Consider the following 24897-nt stretch of genomic DNA (forward strand, 5'->3'; position numbering starts at 1 on the left):
GCTGTTCCTGAGACCTACAGATATTGCGGGACCACACAAGACTTGTGCTCGATGTGGTGCGCGAATTCGTCGCGAAAATGCTTGAGGAAGCCACGGACGGGCATGGCGGCGGCGTCACCGAGGGCGCAGATGGTGCGGCCCATGATGTTCGCGGCCACGTTGTCCAGCAGCTCCAGATCTTCCGGACGGCCTTGACCGTTTTCGATGCGATGCACCATGCGGTAGAGCCAGCCGGTGCCTTCACGGCACGGCGTGCACTGGCCGCAGCTTTCTTCGAAATAGAAGTAAGACAGCCGCAGCAGCGACTTGACCATGCAGCGCGTCTCGTCCATGACGATGACGGCGCCCGAACCCAGCATCGAGCCGGCCTTGGCGATGGAGTCATAGTCCATCGTGCAAGCCATCATGATGTCGGCGGGCAGGACCGGGGCGCTCGAGCCGCCGGGGATGACGGCCTTGAGCTTCTTGCCGCCGCGCATGCCGCCCGCCAGTTCCAGCAGGGTCGAGAACGGGGTGCCCAGCGGGATCTCGTAGTTGCCGGGACGCTCGACGTCGCCGGTGATCGAGAACAGCTTGGTGCCGCCGTTGTTCGGCTTGCCGACTTCCAGGTAGGCCTGGCCGCCGTTGCGGATGATCCACGGCACGGCCGCGAACGTTTCCGTGTTGTTGATCGTGGTGGGCTTGCCGTACAGGCCAAAGCTGGCCGGGAACGGCGGCTTGAAGCGCGGCTGGCCCTTCTTGCCTTCCAGGGATTCCAGCAGCGCGGTTTCTTCGCCGCAGATGTAGGCGCCGTAACCGTGGAACGCGTGGAGCTGGAAGCTGAAGTCCGAACCGAACAGGCGGTCGCCCAGGAAGCCGGCGGCGCGCGCTTCTTCCAGGGCTTCCTCGAAGCGCTCGTAGACTTCGAAGATTTCGCCGTGGATGTAGTTGTAGCCGACGCTGATGCCCATGGCGTAGGCGGCGATGGCCATGCCTTCAATCACGATGTGCGGATTGAAGCGCAGGATGTCGCGGTCCTTGAACGTGCCGGGCTCGCCTTCGTCGGAGTTGCAGACCAGGTACTTCTGGCCGGGGAAGGCGCGCGGCATGAAGCTCCACTTCAGGCCGGTCGGAAAGCCCGCGCCGCCGCGGCCGCGCAGGCCGGAGGCCTTGACCTCGGCGATCACGTCTTCCGGCTTCATGCCGGTGGTGAGGATCTTCTTCAGGGCTTCGTAGCCGCCGCGCTTGACGTAGTCTTCCAGGCGCCAGTTGGCGCCGTCGACGTCGGCCATGATCTGCGGCTGGAGGTGCCGGCCGTGCAGGCACATCGAATTGGACAGATCGTTCAGGGGGTTGGGATCCAGCCCCTGGGCGAACTGCTTGTACAGGTCGGGCGCGTTCATGCCGACTCTCCTTGCACCTTGAGGGCCGCGACCAGCGCGTCCAGCTTCTCGTCGGTCATGCGCACGCACATATGCTTGTTGTTCACGATCAGCACGGGGGAATCGCCGCAAGCGCCCATGCATTCGCCTTCGACCAGGGTGAACTGGCCGTCAGCAGTCGTCTCGCGGTAGTCGACGCCCAGCTTGCGCTTGAGGTATTCGCCGGCGCGGTCGCCGTCGCGCAAGGCACAGGGCAGGTTCGTGCAGACGGCGATCTTGTTCTTGCCGACGGGCTTGACGTCGAACATGTTGTAGAAGGTGGCGACTTCCTGGACCGCGATGGGCGGAACGCCAATGTACTTGGCCACATCTTCGATGATTTCGGTAGCCAACCAGCCCTTCTCTTCTTGCGCGATGGCAAGCGAGGCCATGATGGCGGACTGCCGCTGGTCGGCCGGGAACTTGGCCAGTTCACGGTCGATTTTCTGGTAGGCCTGTTCGGAAAGCAGCATAGTTTGAATCCGGGTTATGCGGGCGTGCTCGTGACTGTCTGGGCGGATCAGCGATCGATCTCGCCGAAAACGATGTCCTGCGTGCCAATGATGGTGACGGCGTCGGCGATCATGTGGCCGCGCGACATTTCATCCAGCGATTGCAGGTGGACGAAGCCAGGCGCCCGAATCTTCAGGCGGTAAGGCTTGTTGGCGCCGTCGGACACCAGGTAGATGCCGAATTCGCCCTTCGGATGCTCGACCGAGGCGTACGCCTCGCCCGGAGGCACGTGGAAACCTTCGGTGAAGAGCTTGAAGTGATGGATCAGCTCTTCCATGTTGGTCTTCATGGCGGTGCGCGACGGCGGGGCGATCTTGTGGTTCTCGATCATGACCGGGCCGGGATTGTTGCGCAGCCATTCCACGCACTGGCGGATGATGCGGTTGCTCTGGCGCATCTCGGCGACGCGGACCAGATAGCGGTCGTAGCAATCGCCGTTGACGCCGACGGGGATGTCGAAATCGAGCAGATCGTAGACTTCGTAGGGCTGCATCTTGCGCAGGTCCCAGGCCACGCCCGAACCGCGCAGCATCGGGCCGGTGAAGCCCAGCGCCTTGGCGCGCTCGGGATCGACCACGCCGATGCCGACCAGGCGCTGCTTCCAGATGCGGTTGTCGGTGAGCAGCGTTTCGTACTCGTCGACGCAGGCCGGGAAGCGGTTGGTGAAGTCTTCGATGAAGTCCAGCAGCGAGCCCGAACGCGCGTCGTTCATGGCGCGCATTTCCTTGTCGCCGCGGTACTTGCTGGTGTCGCCGTATTGCGGCATCGAATCCGGCAGGTCGCGGTAGACGCCGCCCGGACGGTAGTAGGCCGCGTGCATGCGCGCGCCCGAGACCGCTTCGTAGCAGTCCATCAGGTCTTCGCGCTCGCGGAAGGCGTACAGGAACACCGCCATCGCGCCCACGTCCAGGGCGTGCGAGCCCAGGGACATCAGGTGGTTCAGGAGGCGCGTGATTTCGTCGAACATCACGCGGATGTACTGCGCACGCAGCGGGGCTTCGATGCCCAGCAGCTTCTCGATGGCCATGACGTAGGCGTGCTCATTGCACATCATCGACACGTAGTCCAGGCGGTCCATGTAGGGCAGCGCCTGGATGTAGGTCTTGTGTTCGGCCAGCTTTTCGGTGGCACGGTGCAGCAGGCCGATGTGCGGGTCGGCGCGTTGGATGACTTCGCCGTCGAGCTCGAGCACCAGGCGCAGCACGCCGTGCGCGGCCGGGTGTTGAGGACCGAAGTTCAGGGTGTAGTTCTTGATGTCTGCCATGATTCAACGCCCCATGCCGTAGGTGTCTTCGCGCACCACGCGCGGGGTGATCTCGCGCGGATCGATCGTGACCGGCTGGTAGATGACGCGCCGTTGTTCGGGGTCGTAGCGCATTTCGACGGTGCCCGACAGCGGGAAGTCCTTGCGGAAAGGATGGCCGATGAAGCCGTAGTCCGTGAGGATGCGGCGCAGGTCGGGGTGGCCTTCGAAGACGATGCCGTACAGGTCGAAGGCTTCGCGCTCGAACCAGCCCACGGCCGGCCAGCATTCCATCAGCGAGGCGACCATCGGGAATTCGTCGTCAGGTGCCCACGTGCGCACGCGCAGGCGCCAGTTGTTCTCGATGGAGAGCAGGTGCGCCACGACGGCATAACGCGAACGGTGGACCCGGACGTTGGCTTCCTCGGGGAGCTGGCGCGTGCCGTTGCCCCAGGTCAGGTAGTCGACGCCGCAAAGGTCGATACAGGTTTCAAAGCGCAGGCCGGCTTCGGTGCGCAGCTTGTTGCAGACGGAGAACCACTGCTCCGCGGGCACTTCGAGCGTCAGCTCGCCCAGCGCCTCGGTCAGCGCGATGTCCGCGCCGAGGGTGGTCTGCAAATTGTTTTTCAGGGATTCGAGCCTGGTCATCATCTTGTACGCTTAGGTGAACCGATACGCTGGCTTCGCGGGGTCCGAGGCGGCGGGGCCTGCCGTCGAACCCGTGAAGCATCAGCGCGCAATCGTGTTGGTCAGGCGGATCTTGTTCTGCATCTGCAGCAAGCCGTAGACCAGCGCCTCGGCCGTGGGCGGGCAGCCCGGCACGTAGACGTCTACCGGTACGATGCGATCGCAGCCACGGACCACCGAATACGAGTAGTGGTAGTAGCCGCCGCCATTGGCACAGGAGCCCATGGAAACCACCCAGCGCGGCTCGGGCATCTGGTCGTAGACCTTGCGCAGCGCGGGCGCCATCTTGTTGCACAACGTGCCGGCCACGATCATGAGATCGGACTGACGCGGACTGGGCCGGAAGATGATGCCGAATTGGTCCAGGTCATAGCGGGCCGCGCCCGCGTGCATCATCTCAACCGCGCAACAGGCCAGACCGAAGGTCATGGGCCACATCGAACCGGTCTTCGCCCAGTTCAGGAACTTGTCGGCGCTGGTTGTGATGAAGCCTTGCTTGAGAATGCCGTCTATAGCCATATTCGTCTCTGATAGCGTGCTGTGAAATGAACCCGGAGGTCACTCCCAGTCCAGCGCGCCCTTTTTCCATTCGTAGATGAAGCCGACGGTCAACACGGCGAGGAAAACCATGACCGTCCAGAAACCGACGAGCCCGACAGTGCCCTGGGCAATGGCCCACGGGAACAGGAACGCGATTTCCAGGTCGAAAAGAATGAACAGGATCGCCACGAGGTAGTAGCGCACGTCAAACTTCATGCGAGCATCTTCAAACGCTTCGAAGCCGCACTCGTAAGGCGAGAGCTTCTCAGCGTAAGGACGCCGCGGGCCAAGGAGGGAGCCGGCCGTTAGAAGCGCGAACCCGATAAGGGTGGCCACTACGATAAACAGCAGGACGGGAAAATACTGTTGCAGGTTCATTCAGGCGTCCGTCAAATGCGCAAACCTTAGGATTGTAGCATTCGCGCGGTTACTTCCGGCTGAACTCTGTAGCTTGAATAGCAGGCGAAAGACTGCATTCCTCAAATGGAACAATCGCAGCTTTCACAAGCACTTGTGAAGGATACACGGCTTGAAAGACAAGTCGCCGCAGTATGCCCGAATTCAACCATCAGGCGAAAAAAAACCACCCCAATGGGTGGTTCATGCGAACGGGCCGAAGCCCGTTCGCGTCAGCTTTAAATCCAGGCAGGGCTTGCGCCCTGCATTGGATTAGAAGCGGTGACGGACACCGACGCCGACGGCGGTCGACTTGATGTCTTCCACGAAGGCGTAGTTCTTGGCGTACGAACCGTAAGCGTACAGGTTGGTGCGCTTGGACAGGTCGTAGGTGTAGCCCAGCGAGAAGACGTTCATCGTCTCAGCACCGTTGATACGGTCGTTGCTGGGGTCAACCATTTGCCACGAACCGAACAGCTTGCTTGCGCCGCCGATCGGGGCGGACAGGCCGACCATGTACGAGTTGGCCTTGAAGCCATCGGCGAAGATGTTGGTGCCGATGCTCAGGGAGCCCGTGCCGGTGTTCACGCCTTGGCCAGCGAACCAGCCGTCGGTGGTGCGAGCATAGGCCAGGGCCAGCTTCACGACTTCGAAGTCATACGAAGCGCCGATCGCGTACATACGCGGGGTGGCGTCGGTGGCTTCCGTCGGCAGACGGTTCGAAGCGTTCAGTTGGTCGTACGACAGAGCGACATTCAGCGGGCCGTTGACGTAGCGCAGACCGGTCGTGATGGCGCGGGTGTTGTCGGCAGTCTTCCAGCCGGTTTGGGCGGTGTTGTTGTCGTCAGCGTTGAACGAGTAACCAACGCCAAACTGGAAGCCGCTGAACGACGGGGTCTGATACATGACCATGTTGTCGTAGCGTTGCGTGTTGGCAGCGCTCATCGAAACGCCGATGTTGGCTTGACCGAAGCCAGCGCCGAACGGGTCGATCGAACCGAAGTACTTCGAAGCGATGTTGGTTTGACGGCCGAAGTCCAGTTGGCCCCAGCTGTCGCTGGCCAGACCGACGGTGGCTTGGCGACCGAACAGACGGCCACCTTGAGCCGACTTGCCGTTACCCGAATCAAAGCCGGATTCCAGTTGGAAAACAGCGCGCAGGCCGTCACCCAGATCTTCCGAACCACGCAGACCCCAGCGCGAACCGTTTTGGACGCCGTTGATCATGCCGAAGCGGCTGCCGTTAACGGCATCGGGACCACCGCTGATCTTGTTGTAGCCGAGGCCCGTGTCGATGATGCCGTACAGGGTGACAGACGTTTCTGCCTGGGCGACACCGGCGAAACCGGCGAGCAGGGCGGCAGCGAGCAGAGTCTTTTTCATTTAAGAAATCTCCGTTGATTTGAGTGACAAGAGCAGCAATCCAGCAAACCAGCCTGCCGCCCCCCTAACTCCGCGAAGGGAAGTTGACGCTATTGCATCAAAAATCAGGGGGACTGGCTACGGTCGGCATCAGAAAAGTGCAGGTTTGCGACAGGCATGTTGGGAAGTTGCAACATCCCACTGATGCTGGCGGAGCAACGCTAGGGCTTACCCTTATCGAACAGCCCGAGCGCGCAACCATGCGACTTTCGGCCCTGCCCCCAATTTTCCGGGCAATTCCAAAACCCATTCGTCAAGCGACTTTCTTCACGGTTCCCGCTGCCGTCCGAGGGAAATCGGAGGCGGCCGGGATGACTCCGGCACTGAAGACCATCGTAATCACAGGCGGGGCGAATAACGTTGTTATTAATAAAAATCGTCGATATTATCGATGGCATCGAATCGAGCCAGACCGCCATGTCCATCCCCTCCCCGCGCGCCGAACGCAACGAACGCCTGAGTGCGCTGCGCAGGCAGATCATCCTGGACGCCGCCTTGCGGGTCTTCGAGCGCGATGGGCTGGAAAAGACCACGATCCGCGCGATCGCCAAGGAGGCCGGCTGCACGACGGGCGCCATTTACCCCTGGTTCGCGGGCAAGGAAGCGATCTATGGGGAATTGCTGGATGGGTCGTTGCAGCGGTTGCACGCGCACCTGGAGCGGGCCGCCGCCGCGCATGAGGACAAGACGGCCGCGCGCGGCGCGATCCTCGCGTTCTTTGGCTATTACGCGGAACGGCGCACGGACTTTTCGCTGGGAATGTATCTGGTCCAGGGGCTGGGTCCGCGCGGACTGGGCCGGGACATGGACGAGAAACTCAATGCCCGGCTGCGGCAATGCATCGATCTGCTCGGGCATGCGCTGGCGCGCACGAAGGCCTGGGAGGCGGAAGCCGTGCAAACCGAGCAGATGAACGTCTTTACGTATCTGATGGGGCTGTTGCTGCTGCTGCACACCCGACGCCTCAAGTCCCTGGGCCAGCAGGCCGAACCGCTGCTGGACAACTATTGCCACGCCCTGGAACGACGATGACCGCAACCGCCCTGCCCCCCGACACCCGTGCGCCGCTGATCAGCCTGGCCGACTTTCATGTACTGCTGGCCGAACAGCATCCGTTCTCGATGCTGCTGGGCATCGACGTCCTCCATATCGGGCGCGGCACGGCGCACGCGGTCCTGCCCGCGCGCGACGCGCACCAGCGACTGGGAGGCATCGTCGCCGGGCCCATGCTGATGGGACTTGCCGACCTGGCCATGTATGCGGCCGTGGTGGGCGCGACCGGCCAGGCCCACGCCGTCACGGCCAGCCTGACCATCAATTTCCTGCGCAAGAGTCCGGCGGGCGCCATCCATGCCCATGCCCGCCTGCTGAAGGTGGGCCGGCTGTCCGCGGGGGAAGTCGTGCTGACGGGCGATGGCTCGGATGAGCCGCTTGCCCATATCGTGAGCACGTGGTCGGTGCCCAAGCCATGAGCCGGCGCGTCAGCATCGTCGGCATGGGCAGCATCGGCACGCGGGCGGCGCGGCAGTTGCTGGCCACCGATCCCGACATTGCGTTGACGCTCTACGATGTCAAAGCGGCGCGCTGCGAGGCGTTCCGCGGCAACGCGACGCTGGCGACGTCGGCGCGCGAGGCGCTGGCGGAGTCGGACACCATCGTGCTGGCCCTGCCCCGGGAACGCGAGATCGACCGCACCCTGGAGCGGTTCAGCGACGGCCAGGTGACGGCGCCCATCGCCGGCAAGCTGATCATCGATCTGGACCCGCCGCCCGACGACCGGATGCGGCAACTCGACCGGGCCATCGCCCGCGCGGGCGGGCGCTACACGAGCGCGCCGTTGCCGACCGATGCCGACGACCGGGCCGGGTCGCGCCTACTGGACGCGCTGAACCGCCGCCCCTGACACGTGCAGCCGTTCGCAGGCCGCCACGCACAGCACCAGCCACCCCAGGCTCACCGCCAGCCCGGCGACCACATCGCTCGCAAAATGCACCTGCAGCAGGATGCGGCTCAGGCCGATCGCCACGATGAGCGCGGTCATGCCGGCCACGCAGGGCATGCGCCACGCGGGCGGGGCCAGCCGCCACATCAGGTAGCAGGCCGTTCCGTACACGGCCATGGCGGCCGAGGAATGACCGCTGGGGAAACTCCAGCCGCTTGCCATCGCGTAGCCGTGGTCGTGTTCCGGCCGCACGCGTTCGAAGGTGTGCTTGAGCAGCCAGTTGAGCGCCCCGCCCAGGCCGGTTGTGATGGCGCAGAAGAGCGCAAGCTGCCACATCCCGCGCCAGAGCAGGCCCAGCGTCATCAGCACGCTGAAGACCGTGAGCAGGTTGCGGTCGCCCAGATAGGTAATCCAGGACAGCAGCCACAGCATCGACGTAGACATGGACATGCTCAGCGCGTCGGCCAGCGCGCTGTCGAAGGCAACGATCGTCCCGCGGCTGTCGACGGCCACGGCCAACGCCAGAAACGTCCCGAACGCTGCCAGGGCCGTGGCGGCGAAGAGCGCGCTGCGGCCGCCGGCGGACAGCCGGGCGTGCCAGCGCATGAACAGCAGCGCCACAGCGCCGGCCACGAGCGGCAGCGCGACAAACAATTGGAGGGCATGGGCCGCGGCCCATGCCGCATAGACATCGGTCATGAGTACGCCATCAAATTGAAAAAATGCGCGAAGTGCGCGCTTACTGCACCAGCGTGACCAGCGTTTTGTCGACGGGTGCGAAGGCGCTTGCGCCGGCCGCATAGTCCCACCGCTCGACGTGGCAGACCTGCTGGCCGTCTTCGACCGACCGGGTGATCAGGCCCACCGAATTGGGCACGCTGCCCCGGACACGCTGCGAACAGGCGGTGCCGGCCTGGACGATCCAGCCCGCCGGCCCCGACGATGCCGTCAGCGGCAACACGTAGGGCAAGTGTATGTGACCGCCCAGCACGAGGTCGACACCGGCCTGCGCCCACGCGGCGAGCGCGCGCTCGCGGCCGATCAGGAGATTGGACAGGTCCGATTCCACCTTCGCCCGCACGGGATGGTGCGCCACGACGATGCGCAACTGCCCGGGACGGGCCTGGCGCAGCCGCTGGGCGACGCGGGCGATCTGGGCGTCGGAGATTTCGCCGTCCTTGTGGCGCCTGGGCCGCGTGGTGTTCACGCCGATGGCCAGCACGCCGGGGCTTTCGAACACGGGTTCGAGGATCGGGCCCAGCGCGCGCTTGTAATTGCCGTAGGGGTTGAGCACCCGCGCGAAGACGTTGAACAGCGGGATGTCATGATTGCCGGGCACCGCCAGCACGGGCAGTGACAGGCGTTCGATGAATCGGCGCGCGGCGGCGAACTGGGCACGCCGGGCGCGCTGGGTAATGTCGCCGCTCAGCACGACCAGGTCCGGCGACACCTGCCGGGCCACGTCCAGCACGGCCTCGACGACCGCTTTGCGCTCAGTGCCGAAATGCGTGTCTGACAGATGCAGGATCCGCGTCATGAGCGGTCCAGGTACTCGGCGTCCGTCGGCACCACCAGGGGCAGGCGATCGTCCGCCACCTTGAATTCGAGCGGCGTGTCCATCCAGGAGATCTCGCCGTCCATCGCGACCTTGACCCGCCGGCGCCCGCGCACGCGCACCGTCATAGTGTCGAAGGCGAAACTGATGACATGCTCGGCCTCGCCCAGCCGGCTGAGCAGGCCGCGCAGCAACAGACCGTACAGGGCAAGCGTGCCCACGGGGCGCGCGGCCATGGCGACCAGCCGGTTGTGGTCGAGCTCTTCGTTGTCGATGCCGACGTGCTCGAGCTGCAGCTTGTTGTTGCCCACCACGAGCGTTGGCGACCGCAGGCTGCGCGCCTTGCCCTCGAACTCGAGCTGCAGGCTGAGCTGGCGCGGTTCGCGCATCAGCGTGACCAGGCCCGACCACAGGGCGACCCAGCGCCTGCGGCCGTAGCGTTGCTTGTAGGCTTCGCGGTCTTCGAGCAGTTGCGGATACAGGCCGAGGCTGGCGTTGACGAGGAACGGCCGGCCGTTGAGCAGGCCGACCTGCACCGGCTGGATGCGGCCTTTCAGAAAGCCGCGCAGGGCGACTTCGGTCTCCTGCGAGATGCCGTAGGTGCGGCCGAAATAGTTGAAGGTGCCCTGCGGCAGGATGCCGAAGGGCACGCCCTGCCCCAGGACCGTGGCCGCGACGGCGTTGAGCGTGCCGTCGCCGCCCGCGGCGATGACGACGCCCTGCTCGTCCTGCGCGCGTTTGACCGCCTGCCGCGCGACGTCAGTCAGGCGCGACGGATCGTCCACCGACATCAGGTCGTATCGCCGCCCGGCCTCGTCGAGGATGCGCCGGATGGTGTCCTGCAGGACCTGCGCGTCGCCGCGCCCCGATCCGGTGTTGAGGACGATGAAAAGAGGTTCTGTTCCCGTGAGGGGTCGAGCCGCTGTAGCCAGGCTCTGCTCGGATGGCGTCATGCCACAAACATACCCTATGCGGGTAAGCCGCCGCAAGACGCCAAAACATCCCAAAAGATGCCGAAAGGCGCCACAAAACGCCACAAGACACTACAAGACGCCTCAAGTCCCGATGAATCGCCGCGCGCCGCCATGGGCCGCCGTGGGCCGCCGTGGGCCGCCGTCCGCCGCCGTGAGCAGCCGTGAGCCGCCCCTTCAGCGCCCGACCGCGTAGGCCTGCATCAGGCGCGGCGTGGCCGCCGCGTGCAGCAGGCCGTCGGGATCGCGCGAGGCCGCGGTCAGCCGCCCCACCGACCATTCCGGCACTTCCTCGATCTGGTGCCCGCGGCGGCGCAGCGCCTCGATCACCTCGGCGCCGAAGCTGGCCTCCAGCGCCAGGTGTCCCGGCTTGCGGTCCCGGGGATAGAAGGACGTGGGGAAATGCATGGTGTGCGACATGGGCAGGTCGATGGCTTCCTGCAGGTTCAGGCCATGGTGCACGTGACGCAGGAAGAACAGCAGCTGCCACTGTTCCTGCTGGTCGCCGCCCGGCGTGCCGAACGCCAGATAAGGCACGCCGTCGCGCAGCGCCAGCGACGGGGTCAGCGTGGTGCGCGGACGCTTGCCCGGCGCAAGCGTGCCCGGCAAGCCCTCTTCCAGCCAGAACATCTGGGCGCGGGTGTTGAGGCCGAAACCAAGCGCCGGAATGACGGGCGAGGACTGGAACCAGCCGCCCGAAGGCGTCGCCGAGATCATGTTGCCCCAGCGGTCGATGACGTCCACATGCGTGGTGTCGCCGCGCTTGGCCGAGGCGCGCATGTCGGCGAGCGTCGGCTCGTTGGTGGCGCTGCCCGGCGCGGTCACCGGCGACAGGCGTTCGAGCGTGTCCATGACGCGGGCCACCTGGGCCTCGAAGCCGGGCACCCGGCCCGGCAGCAGGTCGCGCGATGCGGTCTCGCCGATCAGCTTGCGGCGTTCGGCGCTGTAGGCATCCGAAAGCAGATGGTCCAGCGGCACGTCGATGAAGGCCGGATCGCCGTAATAGGCTTCGCGGTCCGCAAAGGCGAGCTTCATGGCCTCGGTGACGCGGTGGATGAACTCGGCGCTGGTGGGGCTGACGCCGGCCAGGTCCATGTCCTTCAGGATGGCGAGCGTCTGCAGGAACACGGGGCCCTGGCTCCAGGCGCCCGCCTTGGCCACCGTGTAGCCGTGGTAGTCGTAGGTGAGCGGCGTGTCGTAGCTGGCGGACCAGCCGGCCAGGTCGTCGGCCGTGATGACGCCGCGGTGGGTCGTGCCGCTTTCGTCCATGACGTCGGTGTTGCGGGCGAAACGGTCTATTTCTTCGGCGATGAAGCCGCGGTAGAACGCGTCGCGCGCGGCCTCGATCTGGCGTTCACGGTCGGCGCCGGCGGCTTCGGCCGCTTGCAGCACGCGGGTCCAGGTGCGGGCGAGCGCCGGATTGCGGAACAGCTTGCGGGCCTGCGGCACCTGGCCGCCCGGCACGTACACCTGGGCGGTCGTGGGCCAGTGCGTCTGGAAGAAGTCCTTCAGGCCGGCGATGGTGTTGGAGATGCGCGGCATCAGGGCGTGACCGTGCTCGGCATAGTAGATGGCGGGTTCTAGCACGTCGCGCACGCGCAGCGTGCCGTGGTCGCGCAGCAGCAGCATCCAGGCGTCGAAGGCGCCCGGAATCACGGTGGCCAGCAGGCCGTTGCCGGGAATGAGCTTGAGGCCTTCGGCGCGGTAGCGCTCGAGCGTGGCGGCGGCGGGCGTCGTGCCCTGCCCGCACAGCACCTCGACCTTGCGGGTGCGCGCGGAATAGAAGACGGCCGGCACTTCGCCGGCCGGCCCCACGAGGTGGGGTTCGACGACCTGCAGCACGAACGCCGAGGCGACGCAGGCATCGAACGCATTGCCGCCGCGCTCCAGCAGCGACATGCCGGCCGAACTGGCCAGCCAATGGGTGGACGTCACGACACCGAAGGTGCCGAGGATTTCCGGGCGAGTCGTAAACATGGTGGGTCCTGTTGTGGGCGGGTGGGTGTCAGACACCTGCAATGTGCGCCGCGCGTGAAGAGGCCCGCATCTGCGGGCCTGGGGCTTTACTTCCTGGATACGCCCTTGAGGCGGATCAGGCCGTCGGGATAGGGCACAAATCCTTCCACCTTGCTCTGCACGCCGAACGTCCAGGGCAGGTAGAACAGATAGATGATGGGACGCTGGTCCTGCATCGCGGTCAGCACCTGGTCGTACATGGCGCGGCGCTTGGCGGTGTCGGCCTCGGCGCGGGCATCGTTGAGCAGCTTGTCGATGCCGGCGTCGCAGAACTTGCCGTCGTTCAGGTTGCCCTTGCAGCTCAGGTATTGGTGGATATTGCCGCTGGGATCGACACGGCCGGACCAGCCGTTCTGGCCGACCTGGAAGTCGCCACGCGCCAGCGAGGATTGCAGCGAGGCGAACTCGACGGGACGCAGGGTGATGTCGAAGCCCGCTTCGGCGCCCATTGCCTGCACCAGTTCAAAGACCTGCTGCATCGTGGTGTTGTTGCCGAAGGTGATCTCGAACTTGACGCGGTCATAGCCGGCCTCCTTCAGCAGGGCCTGCGCCTTTTTGGGATCGCGGCCCGCGCGGTCGAACGACTTGTTGTAGGCGAAGCTGGCCGGCGGAAACGGCTGGTACGCCGGCTGGAACATGCCTTCGCCGATCACCTGGTTCAGCACGTCGCGGTCGATGGCCAGATCCAGCGCCTGCCGGACCCGCTTGTCCTTGGCGAGCGGATGGTCGGCGCGCGCGCCGTTGGCGATGTTCACCGAGATGGACTGGAAGCCCAGGCCGGTCACCGGCGCCAGACGCAGGCTGGGATCGTCTTTGACGGCCTTGGCGTCGCTGGGCGCCACGCGCTCGATGATGTCCAGGTCGCCCGCGCGCAGGTTGTTCAGGCGCACGGTGTTGTCCGGAATCGGCGTGTAGACGAGGCGGTCAAAGTGGTAATTGGCCGCGTCCCAGTACTTGGGGAATTTCTCGAGCACGATGCGGTCGTTCTGCACGCGTTCCTTGAACTGGTACGGACCCGAGCACACGGGCTTGCCGCCGGGATCCTTGTCGAAGCTGGCGGGCGAAATCATCATGCCGGCGCGGTCGGACAGTTGGGACAGCAGGGAGGCGTCCGGCTCCGACAGGTTCAGCACCACGGTCTGGTCATCCGGCGCGTCCACGCTGGCGACGGTGGCCAGCTCGCTCTTGCGGTTGCTGTCCGGCAGCGTGCGGGCACGGTCCAGGTTGGCCTTGACGGCGGCGGCGTTGACGGGCGTGCCGTCATGGAAGACGGCATCCGTGCGCAGCTTGAAGGTCAGCGTCTTTTTGTCCGGGCCGACGGTCCAGGACTGCGCGAGCTGGGGCACGAACTTCAGGTCGGGGGTGATGTCGACCAGCTTGTCGCACAGCGACGCGAACACGATGCGGCCGACAAACGTGCGGGCGCGGGCCGGATCCAGCACGTCCGGGTCGTCCTGCAGCCCGATACGCAAGGTGGACTGGGCCTGCGCCAATCCGGTGGCCAGCATTCCCGCCATGGCCATGGCGAGGCAAAGTTTACGCATGAATGATCTCCGTCGATTCCGACAGGGCTGTCGCTTCGTGCGCCGGCGCACCGCCTGGCGGGAAGGACAGACCCCGGGGTCGTGCCGCGTCGCCGGGTCCATCCCCCGCTGCGCACGTTGTTGTTGGATTCTGCGCCAGGCGCGCGGCGATTGTATAGACCGGCGTGGGCGCGCCGCCCACTATACGCCCGTGGCGGCCGCCTTGCGGACGCCCCGATTCAGGGGATCCGGCAAGGGGCCGAAAAATCGGCGGAGGCGGCGACCGTGCCGCGCAGCATGGCGACCAGCGGCCGGGCGTCGTCGCGCCGGTATTGGAACGCATAGGGCAAGGCGGCCAGCTCGGGCTCGCCGTGCAGGACGCGCAGGCTGCCTTCGGCCTGCAGCGTGTCGGCCCAGTGGCTGGGCAGCAGCCCCACGCCGGTCCCTTCGATCAGCAGGCCGACGATGGCGCCCCAGTTGTTGCAGCAGAGGCGCTCGCCCGCGGCTTCTCGTCCGCCCAGCCAGTCGTCGATGATGCGCGTGGTGCCCGCGCCTTCCGGCAGGGTCACGAGCGGCAGCCGGGCCAGCAAGGCCATCGTCATGCGGGTGTCGCCAGGTTGCAGCACCGAGGGCGCCGCCGCCCAGGAAAAGCGCGCCTCGCCGATGGGCGACGAGGCGATGCCCGCCCGGGACGAGCGCCCGGCGATCACGGCGAAGTCCAGTTCGCCGTCCGCCACGCGCTGCTCCAGCACCTGCCCGATGTCGACATAGGGTTCCAGCACCAGCTCCGGATAGGCGGCGCGCACGGCGCCGATGAGGCGCGGCAGCCAGGTCAGCGCGGTCAGTTCGCCCACGCCGAAACGGCACCGGCCGCGCAGGCCCGGCGTCTCGGCCATGGAGGCGCGAAGCTGGTCGGCGGCGGCCAGCAGGCTGCGGGCCTGCGGCACCAGCCGCTGGCCCGCGTCGGTGAGTACGGCCTTGTGGCCGCTGCGGTCGAACAGCGGCTGGCCCAGCGCGTCTTCCAGTTCGGTGAGCCGTTTGGAGAGCGAGGACACCGACAGATGCAGCCGTTCAGCAGCCACGGCGAAGCTGGCGCAGGTGGCGGCCCTGTAGAAGGCTTCGAGCTGCTTGAGGGTCATGGGCGTTCGCTGACGCGGTAGGCGCAGCGCCGCGCCCCCGCCAGGATGTGCTCTTCGCGCTCGACCCGCACGCCCTCGCCCAGCACCTTGCGAAACAGCTCCAGCTCGCTGCGGCAAAAGCCCATACAGGCCTTGGCGGCCGAACAGATGGGGCAATGGTTTTCGATGAAGATGAAATCGGCGCCGTCCTGGCGCAGTTCGGCCATGTAGCCTTCCGCGCACCGCACGCCGACCAGGCGCTCGAGCCGCGCCTTCAGGCCGGGCGCGTCCCGCATCGCCTGGCGGTAACTGCTGAACATGGCGCTTTCGCGCACCTGCACGAGCTTGTCGATGCCTTCCTCGCCGAACACCTGGCGCACGGCGGCGATCATCTGCACCGTCATTTCGGCATGGGTGTCCGGGAAGCGGCCGTGGCCGGCCTCGGTCAGGAACCAGATCTGGGTGGGCCGGCCTCGGCCCGCGCTGCGGCTTTCGGCGTCGACCAGCCCGTCCGCGTGCAGCCGCGTCATCTGCTGGCGCACCGCCTCGGCCGTCACGTCCATCGCCCGCGCGATGACCGCGATGGATTGCGGCCCGCGCGTCTTCAGGGTCATGAGCACGCGGTCCGCGGGCTGGTGCGGCATCGCGGCGGCCGGGTGGGACAGGCTGTCAGACATGAGGGGTATCGATGCTCCGGAAGAAGTGCCTATGGTGCCACGGACGGCGGGCCTGGGTCAGCCGGGGCCGGCGCCCGTCCCCGATGCCGGCGATGGCGCCGATGCCGCCTGCCAGCCGCCGCCCAGCGCCTTGACCAGCGCGATAAGGCGCGTATAGGACTCGGTCTCGGCGACGGCCACGGCGTCCTGGGCGCGCAAAAGCGTACGCTGCGCGTCCAGGACGGTCAAATACGGGGCGCTGCCCTCGCGGTAGCGCAGCCGCGCCAGTTCGGCGGCCCGCCCGCTGTGCGCGGCGGCCTGCGCCAGGCTGCCCAGGCGCTGCTGCGTCTGCCCGAACTCCGCCAGCGCGGATTCCACTTCCTGCACCGCCCGCAGCACCGTCTGTTCGTAGCGCGCCGCCTCGCCGTCCAGACGCGCCTCGGCCCCGCGCTTGCGGGCGAAGGCCGTCGGCAGATGGAAGGCTGGCCAGTTGGCGCTGGCCGCCACGCTGAATCCGCGGCTGGCCGCCGAACCGAAGTCCGCCCCGCGCAACGCGACGAAGCCCAGGAAGCCGCCCAGGTCGATGCGCGGGTAGAGGTCGGCCGTCGCGACGCCCACGTCGGCGTTCGCGGCGGCCAGATTGCGTTCGGCGGCCAGCACGTCCGGGCGCCGCGACAGCAAGGTGCCCACGTCGCCGATGGGAAGACGCGCCGTCAGGGGCGCAAGCGGCCCGGCCGCTTCCAGCGCTCCCAGTTCGACGGGGCGCAGGCCCACCAGTACCGCGATCCGGTAGCGCGCCAGCCGCCGCGCCGTCTCCTGCACCGGCACGCTGGCCTGTACGGTTTCCAGTTCGGCCCGCGCGCTGGCCAGATCGCCCTCGTCGCCGCGGCCGGCCGACACCAGGGCCTGGGTCACGCGCAGGCTGTCCTGCTGGCTGGCCAGGTTGGCGCGCGCCACCGCCAGCCGCTGCTCCGCGCCGCGCAGCTCGAAGTAGTTGCGCGCCACTTCGGCCGCGACGACGATGCGAGCCTGCGCCAGATCGGCGGCCTGCGCTTCGCTGCGGGCGGCGGCGCCCTCGGCGGCGCGGCGCAGCCTGCCGAAGAGGTCCAATTCCCAGGCCGCATCGAAGCCCGCGCGGTAGCTCTCGGCCAGATTGCGCTCGCCGGCCGTGCCGGGGTTGGCCTGCGACAGGCTGCGTTCGTAGCCGCCGCCCAGCGTCACGACGGGCAGCTTGTCCAGTTCCTTTTCGTCCAGGGCCGCGCGCGATTCGGCAAGGCGCGCCTGCGCGATGCGGATGTCGTGGTTGCGCGCCAGCGCCAGGTCGATCAGGCGGTCGAGTTGCGGATCCTGCAATTGCTTCCACCAGTCGCGCTGGAGCTGGTCGGTGGGAAACAGCGCCTGCTCCGGACTGGTCAGAACGACGGGCGCCGGGTTCGGCGGCCGGTAATCGGGGCCGACCGCGCAGCCGGCGGCGGCCAGGGCCGCCAGCAGCACGATGGCGCCGCGGCGCAGCCGGGGGGAGAGATGAAGCGTGTCCATGATCGATTCCTCAGTGCCAGGCGGCCGCGCCCGTGGCGCGCGCGTCCTCGGCGTCGGCCTGCGCCAGTTCGCGGGCGCGCGGCGTGTCGTGGGCCGCCCGGTGGTCCCGGGCGAAAACGGTGTAGACGGTGGGCAGCACGAACAGCGTGAAGAGCGTGCCCACCAGCAGGCCCACCACGATGACCAGGCCCAGGCTGTAGCGGCTGTTCGCGCCCGCACCGGTGGCGAACAGCAAGGGGATCAGCCCCATGACCATGGCGGCCGTGGTCATCAGGATGGGCCGCAGGCGGATGCGCGCGGCCTGCTCCATCGCCGCGCGCCGGTCCAGGCCATGGCTGACCTGCATTTCATTGGCGAATTCCACCATCAGGATCCCGTGCTTGCTGATCAGCCCGATCAGCGTCACCAGGCCGATCTGCGTGTAGATGTTCACCGTGGCCATGCCCAGCGCCAGGGGAATCAACGCCCCGCAGATGGACATGGGCACGCTCACCAGGATGATGAACGGATCGCGCAGGCTCTCGTACTGGGCGGCCAGCACCAGGTAGATGACGATGATGGCGAAGATGAAGGTGATCATCAGGGCCGAGCCTTCCTGCGAGAACTGGCGCGCATCGGACTGCCAGTCATAGCTGAAGCCCGCGGGCAGCGCCTGGGCCTGCTGCGTCAGGAACTGCACGGCGTCGCCCATGGTGACGCCCGGCATGGGTATGGCCTGGAACGTCGCCGCGTTCAACTGGTTGAACTGCGTAAGCTTGTTGGGCTCCACGCCCATCGAGACCGACACCAGGTTGGACAGCGGCACCTGCGCGCCCGTGGCGCTCTTGACGTGGTACTGCGCCAGCGCCTGCGGCGAGATGCGCTGCTCGGGGGAACTTTGCGGAATGACGTCATAGGAACGCCCATCCATGCCGAAGCGGTTGACGTAGTTCTCGCCCACCAGCACCGCCAGCGTGTCGCCGATGGCCTTCATGGTGACGCCCAGGCTGTTGGCCTTGGCGCGGTCCACTTTCAACTGCACGACGGGGTTGTTGTAGTCCAGGTCGCTGTCCACCACCATGAACAGGCCGCTTTCGCGCGCGGCCCGCTTCAGGCCTTCCATGGCCTCGTAGACCACGGCGTAGTCGGAGGCGCTCATCAGCACCATCTGCACCGGCAGCCCGCCGGTGGACCCCGGCAGCGACGGCAACTGGAAGGCGAAGATGTTGCTGCCCTCGATCTGGTTCGCCATGGATTGCATGTCGGCCTGGATCTCGTCGGCCGAGCGCGTGCGGTCCTGCCAGTCCACGAAGTCCACGCCGCCGATGCTGTTGGAGACGCCGTCGGACCCGTTGATCAGCCAGCGCCCCTTTTGCTCGGGCAGCGTCTTCATGACGTCGTCCCACTTCCTGCCGAATTTTTCGACATAGTCGATGTTGGCCTGCTGCGGCGACTTGATGGCGGTGAGGACCGTGGACTGGTCCTCGACCGGCGCCAGTTCCTGTTGCGCGGCGTTGTACAGGAACGGCAGGCTGGCCAGCACCGCCACCGCCAGCACGCCGGTGACCCAGCGATGATGCAGCGACACGTCCAGCACGCGCCCATAGGCGTCGCCCAGGCGTCCGAAGAAGTGTTCCGCCTTGCGGGCCATCCAACCGTCGGCGACCCGGCCGTTCAGGAGGAATGAGCTCATCACCGGCGACAGCGTCAGCGCGATCACGCCGGACACGACCACCGCCCCCGCCAGCGTGAACGCGAACTCCTTGAAGAGCGAGCCGGTCAGCCCGCCCATCAGCCCGATCGGGGCGTAGACCGCCGCAAGCGTGATGGTCATGGCGATCACCGGGCCCGCCACTTCGCGGGCGCCGATGAGCGCGGCGCGCACGGGCGACTTGCCCTCCTCGATGTGGCGATGCACGTTTTCGACCACGACGATGGCGTCATCCACCACCAGCCCGATCGCCAGCACCATGGCAAGCAGGGTCAGCAGGTTCACGCTGAAGCCAAAGAGCGCCATGATGGCCGCGCCGCCCAGCATGGACAGCGGGATGGTCACCACCGGGATCAGCACGGCGCGCAAAGATCCCAGGCACAGGAAGATCACCGCCACCACGATGACGATGGCTTCGAGCAGCGTTTGCGTCACCCCGTCGATGGACGCGCTGATGAAGCGCGCCAGCTCGAACGGCACCTGCACGCTGGTGCCCGGCGGCAGGTTCTGCTTGATGTTGGGCAGCAGTTCGTTCAGGCGCTTCACGATGACCAGCGGATTGCCGACCGGCGTGGCGTTCAGGCCGAAATACACGGCGGGCTCGCCGTCCATGAGACCGCTGGAATCGGTGGAGGCGGCGCCCAGTTCCACGGTGGCCACGTCGCCCAGCCGGACGATGGCGTCGCCTTCGCGCTTGACCACCATGTCGCGGAATTCGGCCACACTGACCAGGTCGGTGTTGACCTGGATGTTGGACACCACGAAGAGGCCCTTGGCCTGGCCCGGCGCCGCCTGCACGTTGTTGTCGCGCAGCGCCTCGGCCAGTTCCCCGGCGGAGATGCCCCGCGCCGCCATGCGGTTGGGGTCCAGCCAGACGCGCATTGCCAGCGTCTGGCCGCCGTACAACTCGACGCTGGCCACGCCGTCGATGGACGACAACTGCGGCTGCACCACGCGCGACAGGTAATCGGTCAGCGCGGCCAGCGACAGGTCGGTGCTGGAAAAGCCCACGTAGGCGACGGCGGTCGCCTCGCCGGCGGACTTGACCAGGACGGGGTCGTAGACGTCCTGCGGCAACCGGTACTTGACTTCGTTGACCTTGGCCATCACCTCGGTCATGGCCTTATTGGAATCGGCGTTCAGCTTCATCCGCACGGTGATCACGCTGCGGCCCTGGGTGGACGACGAGGACAGGTAATCGATGCCTTCGACCGTGGCCACGGACTGCGCAATGGGTTGTGTGACGAAGCCCTGCATCAGATCGGGCGAGGCGCCCGGGTACTGGGTGGTGATGGTGATGGTGGTGCTTTCGGTCAGGGGATACTGCCTGACGGGCAGCCCGCTCAAGGCCTTGATGCCCAGCAGCAGGATCAGCGTGCTGACTACCAGCGCCAGCACGGGGCGGCGCACGAACAGATCGGTGAACTTCATGTCTGCCTCCGGGCCTTACCGCGCCTGCGCCACGGCCTGGCGGGGCGCATCCAGCGCCACGGTGTCGCCGGGTAGGATCTCGACGGCGGCGCCGTTGTGCAGCCGCAGTTGTCCGGACGTCACGACACGGTCGCCCGCGCTCAGCCCCTCGGTCACCACCACGCGGCCGCGCAGGCGCTCGCCCGTTTTCACGTAGGTTTGCCTGACGGTCGGGGTCGGGGCCGGGGCCGCGCCGGCTTCGGGCGGCGCCACGACATAGACGGAATCGCCGTAGGCGCTGTAGCTCACGGCCGTCTCGGGCACGGTGATGACCCCAGGCCGGTCGGGCAAGCTGATCCGGCCATGCGCGTACATCCCGGCCGACAGCGCGCCGTCGGGATTGGCCAGTTGGGCCTGAACACGGACGGTGCGCGTGCCCGGGTCCACCTGGGGTTCCACGGTCGTGACCTTGCCCTGGAACTCGCGCCCGGCGTGCGCGTCCACCGTCACCGTCACGGGCTGGCCGACGCGCAGCGCCCCCAGCGCCTGTTCGGGCAGCGTAAGGTTGGCGTACATGGAGGCGCCGTCGGTCAGCGACACCAGCGGGTCGCCGGCGCGCGCAAACTGCCCCAGGTTCACGCGGCGCACGCCCAGCACGCCGTCGAACGGCGCCTTGATGCGCTTCTGGTCGATCAGCGCCTGCACGCGCCGCACGTCGGCGGCGGCCTGCTCGTAGTCGGCCTGCGCCTGGTCGAGCTGCTCGCGCGTGGCGGCCTGCAGCGGCGCCAGCCGGCGCGTGCGATCCAGCAAGGCCCGCGCGTTGCGCGCCTGCGCCTGCAGCCGCGCCAGTTCGCCCTGTTCGGGCGCGTCGTTCAATTGGACCAGCAACTGCCCTGCCTTGACCGCTTCGCCCGGGGTGAACAGTATCTGGGCCACGCGCCCGTCGACTTCGGCCGCCACCAGCACCTGGCGCGTCGCCTCCAGCGAGCCGATGCCGCTCAACACCACCGGGAAATCCGCCTGCACCGCCGTGGCCACGGCCACCTTGGCCGGCGCCATCGTCCACCCGCCCCCCGGCGCCGCGCCGCCGGACTTCCAGTAAAGCGCCCCGCCGGCCAATGCCGCCGCCAACGCCAGGGCGCCCGCCGCCCATGCCCCTGCTTTCGCCTTCATGTCATCGCTCACTTTATTTAAACAAGAATTTGCTTGGATAATCCACGATTCGCGGCTTTTCGTCAAAGCGGATGAAGCAATGGCGCGGATAGGGCCGGGCTATGGACGAAAAAAAGCCACGCGGGCGGCGTGGCGGAATCGGGCAAGCGAGGATGGGCCGATCAGGCGCGCACCATATGCAGGTAATGCCGGTGGCGTTCGTACTGGTCCAGGATGTCGCCGATCACGGCGTCCCGGCTCCAGCCCATGATGTCGTAATCCTGGCCGCCTTCGCGCAGGTGGACTTCCGCGCGGAAGTATTTGCGCTCTTCTTCGTCGGCAGCCTCGTCGGGCGTCAGGCTGGGCCGCACGAAGGCCTGGGGCTGCACGGCGTAGGAGAAATCCAGGTGCTCGCCATGGGAAACCTCCAGGATCGCCCCGCCCTCGTCCTGGTCTTCCCGCACCTGCACCGCATAACCCTGCTTGCGCAATTCGTCGGCCACGTCTTCGAAGGCCGGCCGCACCACGTCGGAAATGAAGCGCTGCACATGGGCGCGGCGAGGCATCATCACCATGTTGCGCAGGCGCCTCTCCCAGGACTGCCCGCCGCGCGCCGGCCGCGACAGCGTCAGCGACTGGTAGCGGATGCCGCGCTTGGTCGCATCGAGCTTGAGCGCCTTGAACAGGCCCCACAGCGACAGCAGCAGGATGATCGAGAACGGCAGCGCGCTGGCGATGGTGGCGGTCTGCAGCGCCGTCAGGCCGTCGGCCAGCAGCAGGGCGATGGCGACCGCGCCCATCAGCAGCGACCAGAAAATGCGCTGCCAGACAGGCGTGCGGTCCTGGCCGCCGGAAGCCAGCAAGTCCACCACCAGCGCCCCCGAGTCCGCCGAAGTGACGAAGAACACGGCGACCATCGCAATGGCCACCAGCGAAAGCACGCCGCTCAAGGGCAGATGCTCGAAAAAGGCGAACAGCGCCAGCGAGGAATCGGCCTCCACCACCTCCGCGAGCCCCTGCACCCCGTCGACGAAAATCATGTGGATGGCCGTGTCGCCGAACACCGTCATCCAGAACAGGGTGAAGCCCGCGGGCACCAGCAGGACGCCGGTGACGAATTCGCGGATGGTGCGACCGCGGGAAATGCGCGCGATGAACAGGCCCACGAAGGGAGACCAGGCGATCCACCAGCCCCAGTAGAACAGCGTCCAGCCACCGATCCAGTCTGTCGGTTCATAGGCATAGAGGTTGAAGGTCTTGTTGACGATATCGGACAGATAGGTGCCCGTGTTCTGCACAAAGGTCTGGAGCAGAAACACCGTCGGTCCCACGATCAGCACAAAGAGCAGCAGCACCACGGCCAATGCCAGATTGGTCTCGGACAGGATGCGGATTCCCTTGTCCAGGCCGCTTGCCACTGACACCGTCGCCAGTCCGCATGTGATGACGATCAGAATGATCTGCGACGTCACGCCGACAGGAACGCCGAACAGATGGTTCAGCCCGCTGTTGATCTGGGCAACCCCCAGGCCCAGCGAGGTCGCCACGCCGAGCACCGTGCCCAGGATGGCAAAGATGTCGACGGCGTGACCGATCGGCCCGTGGATCCGGTTGCCGATCAAGGGGTACAGCGCCGAGCGCAGCGTCAGGGGCAGGCCGTGCCGATAGCTGAAGAACGCCAGGATCAGCGCCACGATGGCGTAGATCGACCACGCATGCAGCCCCCAATGGAAGAACGTGATCTTCATGGCCTCGCGCGCGGCGATGACGGTCCCGCCTTCGCCGAAGGGCGGAGACAGGAAATGCATCAAGGGTTCGGCCACGCCGAAGAACATCAGCCCGATGCCCATGCCGGCGGAAAACAGCATGGCGAACCAGGTGAAGTTGCGATAGTCGGGTTCGCTGTGGTCGGGCCCCAGCTTGATGTCGCCGTACCGGCTCACCGCCAGGAACATCACCGACAACAGGATGATGGCCACCACCAGGATGTAGAACCAGCTGACGTTGCCGAGAATCCAGCGTTGAACGGAGTCAAACAGCGTCTGCGCGGAGTCGGGCGCCAGGATGGCAAAGCCCACGAGCAGCAGGGTGACGATGGCCGCCGGAAAAAAAACGGGCCGATTGATGTTGGGTGTCCGGGTTTCCGAAGTCATGCGGCTGCTCCTTACGCCCGAGGGTGAGATCCTGCGGCGCGAGCCCCCTCAGTCCGGCCGCACGCCGTGGCTATTACTATCACGGGACAAACCTGCCTGACAACTCGCGGCCGCGCGGCCTCAATCCGGTGTGGCCTCGCCGAAGACCACGCGGCGGAAGAACCCGGCCAGCACGGCCTCCGTCATCTCGGGCGTGACGCCCTGCGGATCAAAGGCATAGCTGAACTGCATGCCGTCCGACAGCGCCAGCAGCCCCAGCGCAAGCTGCTCCGCCGGCAGCGGAAGCGGGGTGCCCACGTGCACCGAAAATTGCTTGACGTATTCGGTGGTGGCTTCGCGCAGCTCGCGCAGACAGGCCGCGAAGCCCACGCGGAATTCCGGATCGCGGGCCGCCTGCAGCTTGCCCTCCATCCAGAGCAGGAAGCAGTCGTTCTCGCGGAAATGCGTGCTGTAGTACTGCAGAACGCGCGCTTCCATCTGCGACCGCGATTCGCCGTCCGCGAAGATGGCGCGCATGTCGGCCATGACGCTTTCGTGGTCGCGCCGCAGCAGTTGCAGGAAGAGCTCGGACTTGCTGCCGAAATTCGAATAGAACGCGCCACGCGAGTAGCCGGCCTGCTCGGCGATGTCTTCGACGCTGGCGGCCACAAAGCCCTTGGATAGAAAAATCGATTGCGCGGCGTCGAGCAGACGCTGACGCGTCTGGTCACGGCTCTGCTCTCGAGTTAGGCGGACTTTTGACATGGCGCGAGTTTAGCATCGGTGCGCATTTCAAATTCAACATTGAATCCAGATACATGACTGTATTAGAATCCAGTCCGTATCGAGTCCGGCTCGTCCCTTTTTCACCCCCCTTTTACGCCGTTCCGCGCCGCGAGGTGTTTTGTGAATTGTCCTGGCCCGTGCGCGCGCTCCATTGCGCGCGACGCCGTTGCTGATGCAGCGCCGCCCCTTTCCCCCGCCCCGTCCCG

At 66.4% G+C, this 24897-nt stretch carries 22 protein-coding genes; 3 read left to right on the top strand and 19 right to left on the bottom strand.

Annotated elements, in window-relative coordinates:
• Nucleotides 1–14 precede the first annotated feature (14 nt).
• The 7 genes from nuoF to ACZ50Q_RS22465 form a co-directional block, all read right to left on the bottom strand.
• Nucleotides 15–1382, bottom strand: coding sequence for an NADH-quinone oxidoreductase subunit NuoF (gene nuoF / locus ACZ50Q_RS22435; protein ID WP_092577661.1), 1368 nt, complete (start codon nt 1380–1382; stop codon nt 15–17).
• A complete protein-coding gene (gene nuoE / locus ACZ50Q_RS22440) occupies nt 1379–1873 on the bottom strand; it encodes an NADH-quinone oxidoreductase subunit NuoE (protein ID WP_076519291.1) in 495 nt (164 codons plus the stop codon). Before nuoE ends, nuoF begins: the two co-directional genes overlap by 4 nt.
• A 47-nt stretch (nt 1874–1920) precedes the next feature.
• The gene (locus ACZ50Q_RS22445; protein WP_076519290.1) at nt 1921–3177 is read right to left on the bottom strand and encodes an NADH-quinone oxidoreductase subunit D; all 1257 of its coding nucleotides are present in this window, start codon (nt 3175–3177) and stop codon (nt 1921–1923) included.
• A gap of 3 nt (nt 3178–3180) precedes the next feature.
• Complete coding sequence (locus ACZ50Q_RS22450) at nt 3181–3807, bottom strand: NADH-quinone oxidoreductase subunit C (RefSeq protein ID WP_076519289.1); 627 nt, start codon at nt 3805–3807, stop codon at nt 3181–3183.
• A gap of 78 nt (nt 3808–3885) precedes the next feature.
• Nucleotides 3886–4362, bottom strand: a complete 477-nt coding sequence (locus ACZ50Q_RS22455) for a NuoB/complex I 20 kDa subunit family protein (protein WP_006217960.1) — start codon at nt 4360–4362, stop codon at nt 3886–3888.
• A gap of 39 nt (nt 4363–4401) precedes the next feature.
• Complete coding sequence (locus ACZ50Q_RS22460) at nt 4402–4761, bottom strand: NADH-quinone oxidoreductase subunit A (RefSeq protein ID WP_006217959.1); 360 nt, start codon at nt 4759–4761, stop codon at nt 4402–4404.
• Between the two features lie 291 nt (nt 4762–5052).
• Nucleotides 5053–6162, bottom strand: a complete 1110-nt coding sequence (locus ACZ50Q_RS22465) for a porin (protein ID WP_076519288.1) — start codon at nt 6160–6162, stop codon at nt 5053–5055.
• 456 nt (nt 6163–6618) lie between these two features.
• On the opposite strand from ACZ50Q_RS22465, the gene ACZ50Q_RS22470 reads away from it, so the two are divergent.
• From ACZ50Q_RS22470 to ACZ50Q_RS22480, 3 genes are read left to right on the top strand one after another with little or no spacing between them, the layout of a single operon-like run.
• Nucleotides 6619–7233, top strand: coding sequence for a TetR/AcrR family transcriptional regulator (locus ACZ50Q_RS22470; protein WP_464079585.1), 615 nt, complete (start codon nt 6619–6621; stop codon nt 7231–7233).
• Nucleotides 7230–7673, top strand: coding sequence for a PaaI family thioesterase (locus ACZ50Q_RS22475; RefSeq protein WP_076519286.1), 444 nt, complete (start codon nt 7230–7232; stop codon nt 7671–7673). Before ACZ50Q_RS22470 ends, ACZ50Q_RS22475 begins: the two co-directional genes overlap by 4 nt.
• Nucleotides 7670–8104 carry an NAD(P)-binding domain-containing protein gene (locus tag ACZ50Q_RS22480; RefSeq protein WP_464082030.1) on the top strand — a complete coding sequence of 145 codons (435 nt, stop codon included), beginning with the start codon at nt 7670–7672 and terminating at the stop codon, nt 8102–8104. The genes ACZ50Q_RS22475 and ACZ50Q_RS22480 overlap by 4 nt, the downstream gene beginning before the upstream one ends.
• On the opposite strand, the gene ACZ50Q_RS22485 is transcribed toward ACZ50Q_RS22480, so the two are convergent.
• The 12 genes from ACZ50Q_RS22485 to ACZ50Q_RS22540 form a co-directional block, all read right to left on the bottom strand.
• The gene (locus ACZ50Q_RS22485) at nt 8075–8842 is read right to left on the bottom strand and encodes a phosphatase PAP2 family protein (RefSeq protein ID WP_464079586.1); all 768 of its coding nucleotides are present in this window, start codon (nt 8840–8842) and stop codon (nt 8075–8077) included. The genes ACZ50Q_RS22480 and ACZ50Q_RS22485 overlap by 30 nt on opposite strands.
• A gap of 40 nt (nt 8843–8882) precedes the next feature.
• Nucleotides 8883–9680: a metallophosphoesterase family protein gene (locus ACZ50Q_RS22490; protein ID WP_076519283.1), complete on the bottom strand. Its 798-nt coding sequence runs from the start codon at nt 9678–9680 to the stop codon at nt 8883–8885.
• On the bottom strand, nt 9677–10651 hold the full coding sequence (locus ACZ50Q_RS22495) for a diacylglycerol/lipid kinase family protein (protein ID WP_464079587.1): 975 nt from the start codon (nt 10649–10651) through the stop codon (nt 9677–9679). Before ACZ50Q_RS22495 ends, ACZ50Q_RS22490 begins: the two co-directional genes overlap by 4 nt.
• A gap of 195 nt (nt 10652–10846) precedes the next feature.
• On the bottom strand, nt 10847–12646 hold the full coding sequence (locus ACZ50Q_RS22500; protein WP_464079588.1) for a gamma-glutamyltransferase family protein: 1800 nt from the start codon (nt 12644–12646) through the stop codon (nt 10847–10849).
• Nucleotides 12647–12732: 86 nt separating this feature from the next.
• Nucleotides 12733–14229, bottom strand: a complete 1497-nt coding sequence (locus tag ACZ50Q_RS22505) for an ABC transporter substrate-binding protein (protein WP_464079589.1) — start codon at nt 14227–14229, stop codon at nt 12733–12735.
• A 218-nt stretch (nt 14230–14447) separates the two neighbouring features.
• Complete coding sequence (locus ACZ50Q_RS22510; protein WP_464079590.1) at nt 14448–15347, bottom strand: LysR family transcriptional regulator; 900 nt, start codon at nt 15345–15347, stop codon at nt 14448–14450.
• Nucleotides 15344–16003, bottom strand: a complete 660-nt coding sequence (locus ACZ50Q_RS22515; protein ID WP_092577635.1) for a helix-turn-helix transcriptional regulator — start codon at nt 16001–16003, stop codon at nt 15344–15346. Before ACZ50Q_RS22515 ends, ACZ50Q_RS22510 begins: the two co-directional genes overlap by 4 nt.
• Nucleotides 16004–16060: 57 nt before the next feature.
• Nucleotides 16061–17521 carry an efflux transporter outer membrane subunit gene (locus ACZ50Q_RS22520; protein ID WP_092577632.1) on the bottom strand — a complete coding sequence of 487 codons (1461 nt, stop codon included), beginning with the start codon at nt 17519–17521 and terminating at the stop codon, nt 16061–16063.
• Nucleotides 17522–17531: 10 nt separating this feature from the next.
• Entirely contained in the window at nt 17532–20642 is a 3111-nt protein-coding gene (locus ACZ50Q_RS22525) for a MexW/MexI family multidrug efflux RND transporter permease subunit (protein WP_464079591.1), read from the bottom strand.
• Nucleotides 20643–20657: 15 nt separating this feature from the next.
• The gene (locus ACZ50Q_RS22530; protein ID WP_464079592.1) at nt 20658–21794 is read right to left on the bottom strand and encodes an efflux RND transporter periplasmic adaptor subunit; all 1137 of its coding nucleotides are present in this window, start codon (nt 21792–21794) and stop codon (nt 20658–20660) included.
• Nucleotides 21795–21955: 161 nt separating this feature from the next.
• The gene (locus tag ACZ50Q_RS22535) at nt 21956–23926 is read right to left on the bottom strand and encodes a BCCT family transporter (protein WP_464079593.1); all 1971 of its coding nucleotides are present in this window, start codon (nt 23924–23926) and stop codon (nt 21956–21958) included.
• 120 nt (nt 23927–24046) lie between these two features.
• Nucleotides 24047–24670, bottom strand: coding sequence for a TetR/AcrR family transcriptional regulator (locus tag ACZ50Q_RS22540; RefSeq protein ID WP_464079594.1), 624 nt, complete (start codon nt 24668–24670; stop codon nt 24047–24049).
• Nucleotides 24671–24897: the final 227 nt, after the last annotated feature.

Source organism: Achromobacter sp. T5-5 (genome assembly GCF_055397965.1).

Coding starts and splice junctions, on each gene's coding strand:
- ACZ50Q_RS22445 (WP_076519290.1), bottom strand. CDS start 3,177: ATGGCAGACATCAAGAACTACACCCTGAACTTCGGTCCTCAACACCCG.
- ACZ50Q_RS22455 (WP_006217960.1), bottom strand. CDS start 4,362: ATGGCTATAGACGGCATTCTCAAGCAAGGCTTCATCACAACCAGCGCC.
- nuoE (WP_076519291.1), bottom strand. CDS start 1,873: ATGCTGCTTTCCGAACAGGCCTACCAGAAAATCGACCGTGAACTGGCC.
- ACZ50Q_RS22495 (WP_464079587.1), bottom strand. CDS start 10,651: ATGACGCCATCCGAGCAGAGCCTGGCTACAGCGGCTCGACCCCTCACG.
- ACZ50Q_RS22465 (WP_076519288.1), bottom strand. CDS start 6,162: ATGAAAAAGACTCTGCTCGCTGCCGCCCTGCTCGCCGGTTTCGCCGGT.
- ACZ50Q_RS22515 (WP_092577635.1), bottom strand. CDS start 16,003: ATGTCTGACAGCCTGTCCCACCCGGCCGCCGCGATGCCGCACCAGCCC.
- ACZ50Q_RS22530 (WP_464079592.1), bottom strand. CDS start 21,794: ATGAAGGCGAAAGCAGGGGCATGGGCGGCGGGCGCCCTGGCGTTGGCG.
- ACZ50Q_RS22520 (WP_092577632.1), bottom strand. CDS start 17,521: ATGGACACGCTTCATCTCTCCCCCCGGCTGCGCCGCGGCGCCATCGTG.
- ACZ50Q_RS22480 (WP_464082030.1), top strand. CDS start 7,670: ATGAGCCGGCGCGTCAGCATCGTCGGCATGGGCAGCATCGGCACGCGG.
- ACZ50Q_RS22505 (WP_464079589.1), bottom strand. CDS start 14,229: ATGCGTAAACTTTGCCTCGCCATGGCCATGGCGGGAATGCTGGCCACC.
- ACZ50Q_RS22450 (WP_076519289.1), bottom strand. CDS start 3,807: ATGATGACCAGGCTCGAATCCCTGAAAAACAATTTGCAGACCACCCTC.
- ACZ50Q_RS22510 (WP_464079590.1), bottom strand. CDS start 15,347: ATGACCCTCAAGCAGCTCGAAGCCTTCTACAGGGCCGCCACCTGCGCC.
- ACZ50Q_RS22460 (WP_006217959.1), bottom strand. CDS start 4,761: ATGAACCTGCAACAGTATTTTCCCGTCCTGCTGTTTATCGTAGTGGCC.
- ACZ50Q_RS22470 (WP_464079585.1), top strand. CDS start 6,619: ATGTCCATCCCCTCCCCGCGCGCCGAACGCAACGAACGCCTGAGTGCG.
- ACZ50Q_RS22540 (WP_464079594.1), bottom strand. CDS start 24,670: ATGTCAAAAGTCCGCCTAACTCGAGAGCAGAGCCGTGACCAGACGCGT.
- ACZ50Q_RS22500 (WP_464079588.1), bottom strand. CDS start 12,646: ATGTTTACGACTCGCCCGGAAATCCTCGGCACCTTCGGTGTCGTGACG.
- ACZ50Q_RS22525 (WP_464079591.1), bottom strand. CDS start 20,642: ATGAAGTTCACCGATCTGTTCGTGCGCCGCCCCGTGCTGGCGCTGGTA.
- ACZ50Q_RS22475 (WP_076519286.1), top strand. CDS start 7,230: ATGACCGCAACCGCCCTGCCCCCCGACACCCGTGCGCCGCTGATCAGC.
- nuoF (WP_092577661.1), bottom strand. CDS start 1,382: ATGAACGCGCCCGACCTGTACAAGCAGTTCGCCCAGGGGCTGGATCCC.
- ACZ50Q_RS22485 (WP_464079586.1), bottom strand. CDS start 8,842: ATGACCGATGTCTATGCGGCATGGGCCGCGGCCCATGCCCTCCAATTG.
- ACZ50Q_RS22490 (WP_076519283.1), bottom strand. CDS start 9,680: ATGACGCGGATCCTGCATCTGTCAGACACGCATTTCGGCACTGAGCGC.
- ACZ50Q_RS22535 (WP_464079593.1), bottom strand. CDS start 23,926: ATGACTTCGGAAACCCGGACACCCAACATCAATCGGCCCGTTTTTTTT.